13 protein-coding genes and 1 pseudogene are annotated in these 14,583 nt (G+C 67.0%); 6 read left to right on the forward strand and 8 right to left on the reverse strand.

The features are described 5' to 3' along the window. Positions 1-31: 31 nt before the first annotated feature. Positions 32-1,863: pseudogene (gene ggt / locus EOHIBHHM_RS08545) on the reverse strand (gamma-glutamyltransferase). 116 nt (positions 1,864-1,979) lie between these two features. Next, positions 1,980-3,017 carry an NADP-dependent oxidoreductase gene (locus tag EOHIBHHM_RS08550; protein ID WP_497256492.1) on the reverse strand — a complete coding sequence of 346 codons (1,038 nt, stop codon included), beginning with the start codon at positions 3,015-3,017 and terminating at the stop codon, positions 1,980-1,982. Positions 3,018-3,230: 213 nt separating this feature from the next. Between EOHIBHHM_RS08550 and EOHIBHHM_RS08555 the strand changes: the two genes are divergently transcribed. Beyond that, on the forward strand, positions 3,231-3,665 hold the full coding sequence (locus EOHIBHHM_RS08555; protein ID WP_497256494.1) for a response regulator: 435 nt from the start codon (positions 3,231-3,233) through the stop codon (positions 3,663-3,665). 117 nt (positions 3,666-3,782) lie between these two features. Further along, positions 3,783-5,528, forward strand: coding sequence for an ABC1 kinase family protein (locus EOHIBHHM_RS08560; RefSeq protein ID WP_497256496.1), 1,746 nt, complete (start codon positions 3,783-3,785; stop codon positions 5,526-5,528). A gap of 35 nt (positions 5,529-5,563) precedes the next feature. On the opposite strand, the gene EOHIBHHM_RS08565 is transcribed toward EOHIBHHM_RS08560, so the two are convergent. Further along, positions 5,564-5,905 (reverse strand): hypothetical protein, encoded by a 342-nt coding sequence (locus EOHIBHHM_RS08565; RefSeq protein ID WP_497256498.1) that lies wholly within the window; start codon positions 5,903-5,905, stop codon positions 5,564-5,566. Positions 5,906-6,381: 476 nt separating this feature from the next. Here EOHIBHHM_RS08565 and EOHIBHHM_RS08570 point away from each other — a divergent pair, with 476 nt between their 5' ends. Continuing rightward, on the forward strand, positions 6,382-6,693 hold the full coding sequence (locus tag EOHIBHHM_RS08570) for a hypothetical protein (protein WP_497256500.1): 312 nt from the start codon (positions 6,382-6,384) through the stop codon (positions 6,691-6,693). Between the two features lie 7 nt (positions 6,694-6,700). On the opposite strand, the gene EOHIBHHM_RS08575 is transcribed toward EOHIBHHM_RS08570, so the two are convergent. The 3 genes from EOHIBHHM_RS08575 to EOHIBHHM_RS08585 form a co-directional block, all read right to left on the reverse strand. Then, entirely contained in the window at positions 6,701-8,122 is a 1,422-nt protein-coding gene (locus tag EOHIBHHM_RS08575) for an MATE family efflux transporter (RefSeq protein ID WP_497256502.1), read from the reverse strand. Then, positions 8,119-8,727, reverse strand: a complete 609-nt coding sequence (locus EOHIBHHM_RS08580; protein ID WP_497256504.1) for a TetR/AcrR family transcriptional regulator — start codon at positions 8,725-8,727, stop codon at positions 8,119-8,121. Before EOHIBHHM_RS08580 ends, EOHIBHHM_RS08575 begins: the two co-directional genes overlap by 4 nt. Before the next feature lie 174 nt (positions 8,728-8,901). Next, entirely contained in the window at positions 8,902-9,402 is a 501-nt protein-coding gene (locus tag EOHIBHHM_RS08585; protein WP_497256506.1) for a DUF7282 domain-containing protein, read from the reverse strand. Between the two features lie 198 nt (positions 9,403-9,600). On the opposite strand from EOHIBHHM_RS08585, the gene sod reads away from it, so the two are divergent. The 3 genes from sod (at position 9,601) to EOHIBHHM_RS08600 (ending at position 11,407) form a co-directional block, all read left to right on the forward strand. Then, on the forward strand, positions 9,601-10,203 hold the full coding sequence (gene sod / locus EOHIBHHM_RS08590) for a superoxide dismutase [Mn] (RefSeq protein ID WP_497256508.1): 603 nt from the start codon (positions 9,601-9,603) through the stop codon (positions 10,201-10,203). 175 nt (positions 10,204-10,378) lie between these two features. Beyond that, on the forward strand, positions 10,379-10,507 hold the full coding sequence (locus EOHIBHHM_RS08595) for a hypothetical protein (protein WP_280141193.1): 129 nt from the start codon (positions 10,379-10,381) through the stop codon (positions 10,505-10,507). Positions 10,508-10,588: 81 nt separating this feature from the next. Next, the gene (locus EOHIBHHM_RS08600) at positions 10,589-11,407 is read left to right on the forward strand and encodes a hypothetical protein (RefSeq protein WP_497256510.1); all 819 of its coding nucleotides are present in this window, start codon (positions 10,589-10,591) and stop codon (positions 11,405-11,407) included. A 9-nt stretch (positions 11,408-11,416) separates the two neighbouring features. Here the strand turns inward: EOHIBHHM_RS08600 and EOHIBHHM_RS08605 are convergent, their stop codons facing one another. Continuing rightward, positions 11,417-12,715 carry a polysaccharide deacetylase family protein gene (locus tag EOHIBHHM_RS08605; protein WP_497256512.1) on the reverse strand — a complete coding sequence of 433 codons (1,299 nt, stop codon included), beginning with the start codon at positions 12,713-12,715 and terminating at the stop codon, positions 11,417-11,419. Positions 12,716-12,763: 48 nt separating this feature from the next. Continuing rightward, positions 12,764-14,494 (reverse strand): hypothetical protein, encoded by a 1,731-nt coding sequence (locus EOHIBHHM_RS08610; RefSeq protein ID WP_497256514.1) that lies wholly within the window; start codon positions 14,492-14,494, stop codon positions 12,764-12,766. Positions 14,495-14,583 lie beyond the last annotated feature (89 nt).

Below are 14,583 nucleotides of genomic sequence, written 5' to 3' on the forward strand. Positions count from 1 at the left end.
TGTATCTAAAGAAAACTGAGACGTCTGTCGGTCAGAGCCCGACGACCGATCCGTCGCGCCGGGGGTCTGCCGCCCCGACGTACTCGCCGGAGTCGGGGTCGACGAGGATCGCCTGTGCGTTGCCGAGCTGCGACGGTTCGTCGGCGAACTCGAATCCGGCCTCGGCCAACTGTCTCCGGACGCCACGCGGGACTCCTCGTTCCCAGATGATCTCCGGGTCGGTGTCCTTGTAGACGCGCGGTGCGGCGATCGCCTGCGCGAGACCCATGTCGAACTCGACGACGTTCAGGACGATCTGGGCGACCGTCGTGATGATCGTCTTCCCGCCCGGCGAGCCGACGGTCATGTAGGGGTCGCCGTCCTTGAAGACGATCGTCGGACTCGTGCTGCTGAGCGGCCGCTTCCAGGGTTGGACCTCGTTCGGCCCGCCGGGGACGGCGTCGAAGTCGGTGAGCTCGTTGTTGAGCATGAAGCCGTGGTCGGGCACCATCAGCCCCGACCCGAAAAACTGCTCGATGGTGCTGGTCCACGAGACCAGTTCCCCTCGCTGTCGGCCGTCGTGAAGTGGGTCGTCTGCCCGCGGTCTCTGGCGCGCCCGCCGCCGGCCAGTTCGTCGCGTCCCAGCGCGTCGATCTGGTAGGGTTCCCCCGGCTGGTAGTCCCAGGGGTTGCCGGGTCCGGGCGAGGCGTTCGCCTCCCCGTTCGCGGCGATACCTTCCCGACGGCTGTCGAGGTAGTCCCCGTCGAACAGCCCCTGCCACGGCGCGTCGACGAACGCCTTGTCCCCCATGTACGCCCCGCGGTCGGCGTAGGCGTGTCCGTACGCTTCGAGCAGTATCTCGTACGTCTCCGGCGACTGGCGGCCGTAGCGACAGAGGTCGAGCGGTTCGACGAGTTTGAGGATCTGTCCGATCGTCAACCCGCCGGAGCTCGGCAGCGACTGCGTCCGGACGGTGACGTCGCGGAACTCGGCGTGCTCGGGGTGGTCGATCGTGACGTTGTACCGGCCGACGTCAGACGGTCGCATGCTCCCGCCGGCGTCCTGCACCGTCTCGGCCATCGCCTCGCCGATGGGACCCTTGTAGAACGCGCCGATCCCCTCGTCGCGGATCGTCCGGAAGGTGTCTGCGAGGTCGGGCTGGACGAGTCGGTCTCCCTCCTCCAGCGGCTCTCCGCCGGGTGCGAACACCGACTGCGCGGCGTCGTTGAACACCTGTGCGTTGCCCGCAATCGCCTCCGCCAGCGGCGCGTCGACGGTCACTTCGGGGCCGGACGTCGCCGCTAGCCCGACCGCCGGATCGATCAGCGACGAGAGCTCCCGCGACCCGAACCGTTTGAGCGCGACGTCCGCGGCCCGCAGCGTCCCGGGGACGCCGACGGCGTTCCCGCTCGCACGGCGCTGCTGGAACGGGATCGGCTCGCCGTCGGCGTCGAGGAACATCTCCGGCGTCGCCCCGAACGGCGCTCGCTCGCGGTTGTCGATACTGTAGAGCTCGTCCTCCTCGGCGTCGTAGACGACCATGAACCCGCCACCGCCGATGCCCGAGGCGTGCGGTTGGACGACGTTCAGTGCGAACTGGACCGCGACGGCGGCGTCGACGGCGTTGCCGCCGTCCCGGAGCACCTCCGCACCGATCTCGGTCGCCTGCGGGTGGACGCTCGACACCATCCCCTTCGAACTCCGTGCGGTGGGAACGTCGCCCGCGGTCGGACCGCGCTCCTCGCGTCCACGAACCGACTCGGCCGAGACGGCGCTCGCGCCGAGTGCCGCCGCCGACCCTTTCAGGAACGTCCGCCTGTCCGTCCGTGGCCCGGAACTACCGTCGCTCTCGCTCGACTCTCCCTGTGTGGGGTTCTCTGACATACGACTTTTGGGACTCGCCGTCGCCCCTTAACCTTTCGGCGGAAAACCATAACTATTATCGGCACATATCGACGTACCGACGACGTTCACGCGCGAGACGACGAGCGACGCGTCGGTCAGTGCGACCGCTCTGCGACCTTCACCAACTGCTTGCCGACGTTCTCGCCCTCGAACAGTCCGAGGAACGCCTCCGGTGCGTTCTCGAACCCGTCGGTCACCGTCTCGCGGTACTGGAGCGTCCCGTCGTCGACCCACCGAGCGAGTCGCGACGTCGCCTCCTCGAACCGGGGGGCGAAGTCGGCGACGAGGAATCCCTCGACACGGGCGCGCTTCTCGATGAGCGTCCCGAGTTTTCGGGGACCAGTGGGCAGTTCTGTCGCGTTGTACTGGGAGATCTGCCCGCAGACGGCGACGCGGGCGTCGACGTTCAACTGCGCGAAGACGGTGTCGGTAATCTCGCCGCCGACGTTGTCGAAGTAGACGTCCACGCCGTCGGGTGCGGCCTCCGCGAGTGCGTCGCCGAGGTCGTCAGTCGTCTCGTAGTTGATCGCCGCGTCGAACCCCAGTTCGTCGGTCAGCCACTCCGTCTTCGTGTCCGACCCGGCGAAGCCGACGACGCGACAGCCGGCCTCGCGGGCGAGTTGGCCGACGACGGACCCGACCGCGCCCGCCGCTCCCGAGACGACGACGGTGTCGCCGGGTTTCGGCCCCGCGACGTCGAGCAGGCCGAAGTACGCCGTCCGGCCGGGCATCCCGACGACGCCGAGCGCCGTCGAGACGGGCGCGACGTCCGGGTCGACGGCCGTCAGTTCGCCGCCGTCGACGGCGGCGTACTCCGCCCACAGGAGGTTGCCGACGACGACGTCGCCCGCCTCGAAGTCGGCGTGGTTCGACTCGACCACCTCGCCGACGACGCCGGCGCGCATGGGGTCGCCGACGTCCCACGGTTCAGCGTAGGACTCGGCGTCGCGCATCCGGCCGCGCATGTACGGGTCGACTGAGAGATAGAGCGTCTTCACCAGTACCTCGTTCGGTCCTGGTTCGGGGACCTCGGCTTCGACCAGTTCGAAGGTGTCGTGGTCGGGTTCGCCGGTCGGTCGCTTCGCCAAGTGGTACTGTCGGTTGGTTGCTGTCGCGTCGGAGGAGTCGACCATGTACCCCTTCGTTCGCCGAGTAGACCAAAGGACGTTCCGCTGGGCGGCGGCCTTGCCTCTACCGGACGACTGCGCTCGGCGTGATACGTCGACGACATATATCCGGTTCGTTCCCGAATAAAAGACACTACGTTCGAGAATAATTCCGCCAGTACGTGTCGTTGGGTAATAAGTAACGCCCAAGACGGCCCGAGTGTAAACTTCTCACCTCTAATGAGTTCTGTCGAACGGCGGATCTTACTCGTCGAAGACGACCCGGCGGCGCTGCGACTGTTCGAGGAGGCGATGACCGAATCCCGCATCGCGACGCTCGAGGTGGCGACGACGGGTCGCGAGGCGCTCTCGATGCTCACTGCGGGGGACGACGACCCCGAGCACACGTATCCGGATCTGATCGTCCTCGACGTCCACCTCCCCGACTTGACCGGACTCGACGTGCTCGAAGAACTCAAGTCGAGTTCGGCCCCGTTACGGCGGATCCCGGTGTTGATGCTCTCGACGTCGACGGAGCAGGCGACGATCGACCGCGCGTACGACCTCGGCGCGAACGCCTACCTCGCGAAACCCGAGAGCTACGACGACCTGCTGACGCTGCTCGAGGAACTCCGCTCGTTTTGGCTCCAGCGCGTCGAATTTCCGAGTCGGTAAGCGTCGGTCTCGACTCGTCGTGGCCCCGAGTCGGCAAGCCTCGGTTTCGACTCGTCGACCGCCGCGGACGTGGGGTTCTTGTCGTCGGCGTGCGGTAGTCGAACCAGACCGCTCAGGATGGACGCCACAGCCACCGACCCGTCGCAGACCGCCTCTAGGGAGCAGCCGGCCGCCGACGTCGAGACCGCGGACGCACGCTGGATTCGCCTCCGTGCGCTCGCACGCATCTGGGTCGTCGTCTACGAGTTCCTCCCGCTCGTCGTCACCTACCTCCGCGACCGGCGCCGGTTTCTCCTCTTCGGGCGGCCGCGACAGGTCACCGTCGCCCAGCAGACCGCCCGTGCGGAGCGGTTGCTGGAGAGTCTGGTCTCGCTCGGGCCGACGTTCATCAAACTCGGGCAGGTGCTGTCGACGCGACCCGACGCCCTGCCCGGCGCGTACATCGAGGTGCTCTCGCGACTGCAGGACCGCGTCCCCCCGTCCGACTGGGAGGCGGTACGGACCGTCGTCGAGGACGACCTCGACCCCGTCGACGAGGCGTTCGACGAGTTCGACACCGACCCGATCAGCGGGGCGAGTCTCGGACAGGTCTACGTCGCCCGCGTCGGCGACCAGACGGTCGCGGTGAAGGTGCTCCGGCCGAACATCCGCCCGCGCGTCGAGGCCGACCTGCGCGTCATCAACGTGCTCCGCCCCCTGCTCGTCGCATCCGCGCCGGAGGGGCAGGCCTACACGCTCGAGAACCTCGCACGGGAGTTCACCGAGACCATCCGCGAGGAGATGGACTACGCCCACGAGGCGGCGATGCTCCGAGAGATCCGCGGGAACTTCGCGGACGCCGACGACGTCGTCGTGCCGGCCGTCCTCGACTCGCACTCCTCTTCGCGAGTGCTCACGATGGAGTACGTCGACGGCATCAAGATCGACGACCTCGAGGCGCTCGAGGCGGCCGGCGTCGACCGGACGGCGCTCATCCGACGCCTCGAGGAGGCGTACATCAAGATGATCATCGAGGACGGCGTCTTCCACGCCGACCCGCATCCGGGGAACCTCGCGGTCAAGCCCGACGGCAGCATCGTCTTCTACGACTTCGGGATGACCGGACAGGTCTCTGCCGAACTCCAGAGTCACATCGTCGACTTCTACATCGGCATCGCACGGGACGACATCGACGCCGTCATCGACGCGTTCGTCGCGATGGACGCGCTCGACCCGGCGGCCGACCGGGAGCTGATGCGCGAGGTGTTCGAGATCGCCATCGACAACTTCCGAGGGCAGAACCTCGACGAGTACCGGATCCAACGGCTCGTCGGCGAGTTCCAGGCGAACATCTACGAGTTTCCCCTCCGATTACCGCAGAACGTCGCGCTCATCGTCCGGGTGACGACTGTGCTCGACGGCGTCGCCCAGACGCTCGACCCCGAGTTCGACGTCATCGCGCTCATCACCGAGTACGTCCGCGAACAGGGGTTCGCCGAGGAGGGCGCTCGGCGGGTGGTCGAGTCGGTGGCGGATCAGTTCCAGGCGTCCGCACAGTCGCTGGTCCGAGTGCCGCCGAAGCTCGACCGAGTGCTCTCGCGGGCCGAACGCGAGGACCTGCGGGCGGCTATCGTGTTGGCCGGCGGGCGCGAAGAGCCGTACGACGCGTTCGCCCGCCGACTGACCTACGGCATCCTGTTCGGCACGGGCGTCTTCACGACGCTCCTGCTCGTGGCGACGACCGGCGACCACGTCTCGGTTGCCGCCGGCGTCGGGACAGCCCTCGTTGGCCTGTTGTTCGTCCGGTCGTTCCGTGGTCGGCGCGGGACGCGCATCACGCCGCAGTTCACCCGACAGGAGCTCCGCCAGCGACGGCGCGAGTGAGCGTGCGCGACGACCGCGTCGCACTCGCGACGAGGTCAGTCGACGGACGGTAACTCCACGCGCGTCTCGACCGGGAGACACTCGGGTGGGAGTGGCCCCACGAGGTACTGGAGGTTCGTCGAGCGCCTGACGAACTCCCCGGCGCCGACGAGTGCGGCCGACAGCTGCTCGTCGGAGTACCGCTGCGACGGTCGCCACAGCGGACGGACGACGTCGCCGTCGACGACCCACAGCGTGTCGACGGGTCGACCCGGCGGATCGACTACCACCTCTACTGCCAGCCGATCCGTCACGAAGTCGACCAGATAGCTCTGGAGCGTCACCGTGTACGTCGTCTGCGTCTCCTCACCGACTGTGTGCCCGTCTATCGTCGTCATCTTCGGCTACTCTCCGCTCCGCGTCGTCTCCGATACGTCGCCGCCGCTACTGTCGAGAAATGCACCGCGACCGGCGGTAGCGACTCCCTGAATGAGTGCAGAGCTGAAAAGCCTATCTGACGCTCCACTGTTCGGTTCGTCTGTTTCACGGGTCAGCCGTTCCCGTCGGCGGCGCGGTCGCCCTGTGACGGACGGCGTACGCTCGACGTCGTGACCGTACTACGCTCAGAACGGAGACTGCACGGAGGTGTCCCCGGCGCGACTCGTCGCGTCAGCGAGGGTGTGGGGGTGCCTCCGACGTCGCTCCGGATTCGCACACCGAGGACACGGAGAATTTTCAGCCCGGTGATTTGACCGTTGTGTTTCTACCGGCGCGTTCGAGCGCCGTACCAAATCCGAAGCGGGGAGTCGAACTGTGTCGCGTTCGTTCGGAAGAAAGACACTTCCGACGACGCCATCTCTGTCCGTTCAGACGTATGTCCTCCTTGCTCACGTCCCGTCGCCGTCGACTCGGTCTCGCGTCTCTCCTCCTTGCCTTCGGTGCACTGCTCGTCGTCGCGACGTTCGCGTTTCCCATCAGTAGTACGACGGTCGCGTGTGGTTCCGACGTCACCACTTGGTCGCCCGCCCCTGGTCTGTCGCTGCCGGTCGTGAACCCGACCGGGCTCGGACTCGCCGATCTGGCGTTCTACTGGTCGGACGGCTGCAACGGCATCGCGAGTTCGCTCGTTCCCGTCCTCCTCGCCGTCGGCTGTTTCGTCGGTGCGGCGAAAGTCGTCGGCAACTGAGAGACGATCAGTCGTCGGCCGCCGGGGTGACGTCGGCCTCGGGGCCGCGGGTCGCGTCGGCGTCGCGCCACGTCCCGCGTCTGTACCACGTGTAGGCGATGAGCGCGCCGGCGACGTTGGAGATCGAGAACGCCAGCCAGATGCCGTTCTCGCCCAACTGCTGTGCGCCGACCCACGCGGCCGGCAGGCGGATGAGCCCGAGCATCGTGATGGCGACGACGGCGGCGATCAGCGTCTTGCCCGCACCGCGGAAACTGCCGGTGTAGGCGCGCATGATGCCGATGAACCCGAAGGTGGGGGCGACCCACCGGAGGAACGACGCGCCGACGTCGACGACGGCGGCGTCGGTGGTGAAAAGCGCCGTGATGGGGCGGGCGGCGACGAAGGCGACGACGCCCAAGAGAGAGAGGACGACGAACATCACCTTCGCGGCGAAGTTGGCCGCCCCGGCCGCGCGGTCGGGTTTCCCCGCACCGATGTTCTGGCCGGTCATCGTCTCGACGCCGCGGGCGACGGCGATGGCCGGCAGGAAGATGACCGAGAAGACGCGGACGCCGATACCGTAGCCCGCGACGACCGTATCGGGGAACAGCGCAACGATGATCAAGAGGAGGTTGACCGACAGCGCCCGGCCGGTCCCCTCGATGGAGGCGGGGACGCCGATGGCGAGCAGCTTTCTCGCGTACGAGAAGTCCGGCCGCATCTCGGAGAGGCTGATCTGGACGCCGCGACTCCCCTCGAACATGAGATAGAGGCCGACGATCAGAGCGAGCGCTCGCGAGAAGACGGTGGCGACGGCGGCCCCCTGGATCCCGAGCTCGGGGAACGGCCCCCAGCCGAAGATGAGAAACGGGTCGAGGGCGATGTTGAGCGTCACCGACCCGAACATCACGAGCATCGGGGTGATGGTGTCGCCGTAGCCCCGCATCAGCGAGACGAAGACGAAGAAGCCGAACATGAAGACGAGCCCCAGCGAGATGACCTCCATGTAGTCCGTCGCCAGCGGTAGCACGTCCGCCGACGCACCGAGCAGTCCGAGGAACTGCTCGACGAAGAGGAAGCCGACACCGCCGAGTAGGACGGCCGCCAGGAGCGAGAACGTCACGGTCTGGGAGGCCGCGTACTCGGCGCGTTCCTCCTCGCCGGCGCCGGTGTGCTGGGCGACGAGGACGCTCCCCGCGACCGACAGCCCCATCCCGAGTGCGATGAGCAGGAACACCATCGGGAACGCGAAACTGATGGCGGCGAGTTCCTCGGTGCCGTACTGGCCGAGCCAGAACGTGTCGGCGAGGTTGTACGCCGTCTGCAGCAGGTTCGTGACGACGATGGGCAGCGAGAGGTAGAACAGCGGCTTTGCGATGCCGCCCTCGGTCAGGTTCACCTCGTCGCGGCCCTTGAACAGCGATCCGAGTCGCCCGCGGAGGCTCACGCCGGGACCTCCGCCTCCCCGTCGACGAGGAGTTCCGTCCGGACGTACTCGTGCAACAGCCGCCGACTCTCCTCGAACGACGCGCCGGTGGCGACGAACCGCGTCTGGGCACCGGTGAGATACGTCTTGACGAAGGTCGCGACGTCGCCGGGGTCACGTTCGGCGACGATCAGCCCGTCTTCGATGCCCTCGGCGACGAGCGACTCGATGCGGGCCTGCAGTCGCTGATCGAACGCGGCGAGTCGGTCCCGATAGACCGGTTCGTACGGGGCCTGTGCCTTCAGTTCGAGGACGGCCGTCTTGAACTCCGCGTCGGGCGACTCGTCGTCGTCGGTCGGCGGTGTCAACGCCGTGTCGACGAGGTCGAACAGTCGCTCGACCGGGTCGTCGCCGTCGAGGTCGGCGATCCGCGCCTCGAAGTCGTCGAGCAGTCCGTCGAGAAACGTCTCCAAGAGCGCCTGCTTGCTGTCGAAGTGGTAGTGGAGTGCGGCCTTGCTCTTGTCGCACTCGTCGGCGATGTCCTGCATCGTCAGCTCGGCGTACCCGTGCTTACAGAGTGCGCAGTACGTGGCGTCCACGATGTCGTCTGCTGGCTCCTGTGTCATTGGCGAGAGGCGAGAGTAATCGTACACTACTTTACTGACTAGTCAGTCAAAAACGTTCTGAACGACGAACGGGCTGGCTCGGTGTCTCACGGGAGTCGGTCGCGTCACTCGGCCGACGACCCGAGGCGTTCCGGCCCGTCGTGGCTGCGTCGCCGTCGCGTCGGTGGGACGTCGCTACTCCGGCTGCAGCGTCGCGTAGTCGTGGACGACGCCGTTCTCACCGACGTACGGCGCGTCGCCGTCTTCGGGGTAGCTGAACACGCCGTCGGAGGGCGTATCTTGGTGCGGGATCGCGGCGACGGTGAGTTGACCGTCGGGCAGTTCGTCGAGGACGATCGGGAGCTTGTGGTACGTCCCCGAAGACAGCGGTGCGGAGACGCCCAGTACCGGCCCCTCGGTGAAGAACGACGCGTCGTGGACGGCGACGAACCCGTCGTCCGGGAGCGTCACCGTCGCGACGGTCACAGTCCGGTAGTGCGGCGACTGGTCTTCGAGCGTCACTGTCGCCTCGGCCGTCGACTCGGTCGCTGCAGTCGCCTCCGATTCGGTCGTCGACTCCGTGTCGCTCTCTGCGAGCCCGGTCGACGTGCCGAGGCCGACCGCGGCGAGGCCGGAACCGAACAGCTTCAGCGTCTGTCGTCTGGAGGGGGTGCCCGGAGCGGTGTGAGAATCCATCTCGTATCCCATAGCTCGGGGATGAGGAATGTATCTTGTGGCCGAATTTATAGTTGTTCTAACTGAATATGTTCCCTAGCCAAGGTTATTGCAGTAGATCAGGGAGCCGGGGCTCCGCCTGTTAGAAGTGTCTATCTGCTTACTAAATCGGCGTTCAGGGAACGCTTACAGCGGTGGCCGGCCATCGTTCGTCCGTATATGTCTCAGTACGAACTGGACCCACTGCCGTACGAGTACGACGCGCTGGAACCGGACATCTCCGAGCAGGTGCTGACGTGGCACCACGACACCCACCATCAGGGCTACGTCAACGGCTGGAACAGCGCCGAGGAGACGCTCGAGGAGAACCGCGAGAGCGGCGAGTTCGGTTCCTCGCCCGGTGCGATCCGCAACGTCACCCACAACGGCTGTGGCCACATCCTCCACGACCTGTTCTGGCAGAACATGTCCCCGGAGGGTGGCGAGGAGCCCGCTGGTGACCTCGCCGACCGCATCGAGGAGGACTTCGGCTCCTACGACGCCTGGAAGGGCGAGTTCGAGGCCGCCGCAGGCAACGCCGGCGGCTGGGCGCTGTTGGTCTACGACAGCTTCTCGAACCAACTGCGCAACGTCGTCGTCGACAAGCACGACCAGGGTGCACTCTGGGGCAGCCATCCCATCCTCGCACTCGACGTCTGGGAACACTCGTACTACTACGACTACGGCCCGGACCGCGGCGAGTTCGTCGACGCGTTCTTCAACGTCGTCGACTGGGAAGAGCCCGCCAGCCGCTACCAGCAGGCTCTCGAACTCTTCGAGTAACGCGGTCCTTCCCCGGACCCGTAAGCACTCGGGACGCTCGGGTCGACCGGCGTCCCGTCTCGGCGCGACCACTGATTCTTCAGCCGGCGAAGTCACTCGTCAGCGAGACGAGAGGATGCACAATCGTTATGATTCTGTAGTGGGTTGTTCTGTGTGGAATGGGAGGTTCCGAAGCATGCCAGCAGTACCACACTACCCCTCGGACGAACCGGACAGTCCAACAGGTGCACCGGACTTAGAGGAGATCGTCGACCGCATCCTGCACGGTGGTGACGACCGTTCGCCGTCGCCGTCGGCTGTCTGACGCGCGCGCCTGCTCGTGTGACTTCGGCCGTGGTCGCGGACGACCACGGATTCATGTTCTTCGACGACGACCTGCGTGACGATGCACCCGTTTCGCGATCTCCCTCCCGTCTCGACCGGCATCGATGGACTGCTCGACGGCGGTCATCTCTGGCTTCAGGAGCTGCTCGTCGGCGGACCGTTTCGGTTCCAACTCCAGTCGTCCGGTCGGCTCCGCGTCGGTGACGACGAGGCGGAGTACGACCCCGAAGACGCCCCGCCAGCGTATCGACACGCCGTCCGACACGTCCGCGAGTCGTGTGACTGGAGTGCGCTTCGGTCGGCGGTCGACGACGTCCAGTCGGTGGTGTTCTTCGGACGGGCGATGCACAACCGGGGACTCGACTACGACTGGGAACGGACGCCCTCGTTTCTCGGGACGGACGTCTGGGTCGGTGAGAAAGACGCGTTTCTCGGCGTCGACCGAGTCGAGCACGTCTTCGAGCGACTCGGTCTCGACCCAGTGAACACGTTCGCGAAGGAGCTCAGAGCCGTCGACTTCGACCCCTCGTCCTACGGGTTCCCGCAGTCGGCCTGGTACGACGGTCCCGCGGCGGGCGTCGTGGTCCGGAACAAACGCGGTGCCTGCGGGACGCTCGAGAACCGCGCCGTCGACGTCGCCGAGAACCCGTCGTTCGACCCGACGACGGCCGAGGAACTCGCCGCGGAGGTCGTGACGACGTCGCGCGTCCAGCGGGTGGTTGCAACGCTCGAACGACAGGGTCGCCCTGCCACGTTCGACGCCGTCTACGACCGGGTGCTCGAGAGCGTGTTCCGTGAACTCCCTCCCTCGCGGTTCGCCGATCTCGACCGTCGGGCGTTCCGCTCTACTGTCGCCGAACGGATTCGCCGACTGCGCTGAGGGGTTGCCCTATCCGTCGAGGAGGTCAGAGGGCGCGACGACCTCCAGCCCGGTCTGTTCGATGTGATCGAGGACGTTTCGGAAGTCCTCCGGCGACGTCTCGTAATCCTGCCCCCGACCGATGGTGTGCCAGTTGACGACGACCAGTTGGTTGTACGCGTCGGCGAGGTTGAGCACGCGGCGCGTTCCCCGTGGATCTTTCCCCATCACGCGGGAGATGGTGTGCACGTTGCTCGGCCGTCGAGCGTTGTTCGGGCACGCCCCGAACATGTAGCCCGCGTCGTGGAACTCCGAGACGATGTCCAGCGTCGTCTTGCTGACGCGGTTGTACGGGGCGACGAAGTGGCGTGCCCCCTCGGGGAACCCCTTGAGGTCGAGGTAGTCGTACGCCTCCCGGATCAACTGCCGTTGTTTCGTCTCGGAGTACTGCGGGAGCGGTTGCGACGCCTGCGGGTGCGACATCATGTCCCAGCCGGCGTCGCGCATCTCGCGCATCTGCCCGGTCGTCAGGTAGCCTTGGCTGTTTATCGCGTTCGGGATGATCGCCGACCCGCCCGCCCAGCCGCGCTCCTGCAGTTCTTCGAAGGCGACCTCGTAGTGCGAGATGCGACTGTCGTCGAACTGGAGGACGACCTTCCCGGTGTCGGGTTTCGGGATCTTCCGGAGGTCGTCGACGTGGACGTCAATCGGCGTCCCCTCCTCGGTGAGCACCATCAGTCGGAGCTCCTGGACCGACTCCATCGCCGGGTCGCCGGACCGACCAGTGTAGCCGAGGTCGATCCGCACCCAGTCGTTCAGCTCCTTCGGGATGAACCGCTTGCTCGTGAGCATGTCGCTGCGGGCGGGGGCGAGGAATTCGGCGGCGATCCGTCCGCGAACGGGCTTCTCGAGTTTGACCGCAAGCGACAGGTCGTGTTTCGAGAGGTCGAGCCCGTCCGGGAACGACTTGAAGATCCCCGCGACGTCACCGTTCTCGTTCGTCATGTGGACCGACTGCGTCCCCGCGTAGACGTCGTCCGTGTCGGCTTCGACGGTTCCGCCGATCCTCCCCCAGCGTGAGTCGTCGGTGCCGAAACGCTCGAAGTCGTCGACGACCGTCCCGCGGTCGAACGACGACTCGACACCGCCGGAGTCCGGCGTCTGCGTCGACTCGTCGGTGCTCGTTGTCGTCGACGTCGACTCCTCGGTGACTGCCGTCGTCGTCGCGTTCGTCGCTGGCTCCGCCTCTCCCGAACAGCCGGCGAGGCCGGTCACTCCGACTACACCTGCTGCGGCGAGAAACGTCCGCCGGGTCGATAGCTCCTTCATGTTGCGTGTGACCTAACGGTTCGCTCTCATTTAATTCCTTACACGTTGTCAGATCGGGATCGTGTCGGTGACGGTCTGGGTGTGTTCGTCCGAACGGACGACGATGACCACGTCGACGTTCCCGTCGGACCGCGCCTGTAGCGCCTCACCGAACCCGAGCGTGATCCGCTGGGAGACGGGGCGCGTCTCGCCGGCCGGGAGGGTTCCGATCGACTCGGTGCCGGTCCAGACGACCGTCTCGCCGACCGAGAGTTCGATGTCGGCTTCGACGTTGTGCGCGTCGTCGGTGCCGACGTTCCGGAGCGTCCCGGTGACGTCGCGGCAGGTCGCCCCACACGCCTCGACGCGGTCGATGCGGATGTCGAATCTGACGTCCTGTGCTTCGACCGCGTCGGTGTCGCGGGTGGCCTCTCCGTCGTCTGCCTCTCCGTCGTCCGCTGCTTCGACGCGCTCGACGGGCCGGGTGGGTTCGGCGTCGCCGGTCACCGCGTCGTCGCTCGTCGCCGCGTCGTCGCTGGTCGCCGCGTCCTCGCTCGTCGTCTCACCCCGCTCGCTCGTCGCCGGCGGCGTGGTCCGCTCCTCGGCGGTCGTCGTGTCGTCCGGTGGCTGTTCCTCGCCGGTCGTCGGCGGCGGCACGTCGACGCGCTCGTCGTCGAAGTCCAGCGGCGTCACAGACGGGGTCGGTGCGGTGAACGCCACGGAGACGGGTTCACCGCCGACGAGCGTCAGCGTCGGTGGGTAGACGGTGTTCGGCGTCGAAGGCCGACCGTCGAACGCTGCCACGAACCCACGGAGGGCGTCGTAGACGACGTCGACCGTTCTGGCGACCACGTCGTCGGCGAGCGTCGCCCGGACGCGACGCGTCTCCGCGTCCGCCGTCTCGGTCGCAGTGTCTGCGTACTCGCAGGCGGCGTCGTACTCGCCGCGCTCTAGCGCGTCGTACCCCTGCTGTCGGGCACCCGTGGCCGCGGTGACGTCCGCCGTCACGAGCACCGACGAGGTCCGGTTCGCCCGCTCGATAGCGAGCGCTGCCTCGTGGAGTCGCCCGACGCAGACGTCCGCGCGGACGAACGACTGTCGGAGCCGCGTCGCGTCGCTCGGTTCGAGACTGCCCTCTTCGAGCGACTCCGAGAAGCTAGTTAGCTCTGATTCGACCGCATCGAGTTCGACCCCCTGCGCGGAGAGGTTCGCGAGGTAGGTCTCGTAGTGGACCCGCTGTGCGGCGTACCGAGCGAAGCGCAGGTCTCGCTCGACGGCCTCGAACCGGGCGTCGGCGAGATCCGCTCTCGCACGGCGGAACCAGACGGCCGTCGCCGACGACGTGTCGACCTCCTCGCGTTCGAGGCGGGCGGTCTCGGCGGCGATCGCCGTTTCGGCGGCCGCGCGTCTCGCCGCCGCCTCGGCGTCGGTCTGGACGGCGAGCGAGAGGAGTTCCGCGCGTGCCGCTGCCTCGATGGCACGGTCGGTGTTCGGCGGGGTCTGCTGGACGGCTTCGACGCCCGCCGTCAGCGCCGCGTGTGCGTCTCCGAGTCGGTCGTCGAAGGGCCGTGTGTCCACGCCTGCGTCGTCTGCCGCGTCGACGGTGGCGAGCGCCGTCTGATACCCTCGGTTCGCCTGTTGGAGTCGTTCGTGGGCGCGTTCGACGTCTTCCGGCGACGGCTCTTCCGGAGCCACCTGTTGGCGGACGACGTCACCGCCGACGCTGGCGGAGACCGTCCCCACGAGGAGGGCAGCCACGAGGAGACAGGCGACGAGGACCGGCCGCAGCTCCCGTATCATCGTCCGATACGTAGGCTGTACGACGGCATAACGAACCGTGCGGGTTCCGCCGACCGTCTTCGAAGTCCGACTGTCGGGGGCGAGTTCGT

This window comes from Halogranum roseipondis (genome assembly GCF_059695585.1).

What these genes read in the sequence shown, in the direction of transcription:
- EOHIBHHM_RS08550 (WP_497256492.1), bottom strand. Translation starts at nt 3,017, where the DNA reads ATGGTCGACTCCTCCGACGCGACAGCAACCAACCGACAGTACCACTTG.
- EOHIBHHM_RS08555 (WP_497256494.1), top strand. Translation starts at nt 3,231, where the DNA reads ATGAGTTCTGTCGAACGGCGGATCTTACTCGTCGAAGACGACCCGGCG.
- EOHIBHHM_RS08560 (WP_497256496.1), top strand. Translation starts at nt 3,783, where the DNA reads ATGGACGCCACAGCCACCGACCCGTCGCAGACCGCCTCTAGGGAGCAG.
- EOHIBHHM_RS08565 (WP_497256498.1), bottom strand. Translation starts at nt 5,905, where the DNA reads ATGACGACGATAGACGGGCACACAGTCGGTGAGGAGACGCAGACGACG.
- EOHIBHHM_RS08570 (WP_497256500.1), top strand. Translation starts at nt 6,382, where the DNA reads ATGTCCTCCTTGCTCACGTCCCGTCGCCGTCGACTCGGTCTCGCGTCT.
- EOHIBHHM_RS08580 (WP_497256504.1), bottom strand. Translation starts at nt 8,727, where the DNA reads ATGACACAGGAGCCAGCAGACGACATCGTGGACGCCACGTACTGCGCA.
- EOHIBHHM_RS08585 (WP_497256506.1), bottom strand. Translation starts at nt 9,402, where the DNA reads ATGGATTCTCACACCGCTCCGGGCACCCCCTCCAGACGACAGACGCTG.
- sod (WP_497256508.1), top strand. Translation starts at nt 9,601, where the DNA reads ATGTCTCAGTACGAACTGGACCCACTGCCGTACGAGTACGACGCGCTG.
- EOHIBHHM_RS08595 (WP_280141193.1), top strand. Translation starts at nt 10,379, where the DNA reads ATGCCAGCAGTACCACACTACCCCTCGGACGAACCGGACAGTCCAACA.
- EOHIBHHM_RS08600 (WP_497256510.1), top strand. Translation starts at nt 10,589, where the DNA reads ATGCACCCGTTTCGCGATCTCCCTCCCGTCTCGACCGGCATCGATGGA.
- EOHIBHHM_RS08605 (WP_497256512.1), bottom strand. Translation starts at nt 12,715, where the DNA reads ATGAAGGAGCTATCGACCCGGCGGACGTTTCTCGCCGCAGCAGGTGTA.
- EOHIBHHM_RS08610 (WP_497256514.1), bottom strand. Translation starts at nt 14,494, where the DNA reads ATGATACGGGAGCTGCGGCCGGTCCTCGTCGCCTGTCTCCTCGTGGCT.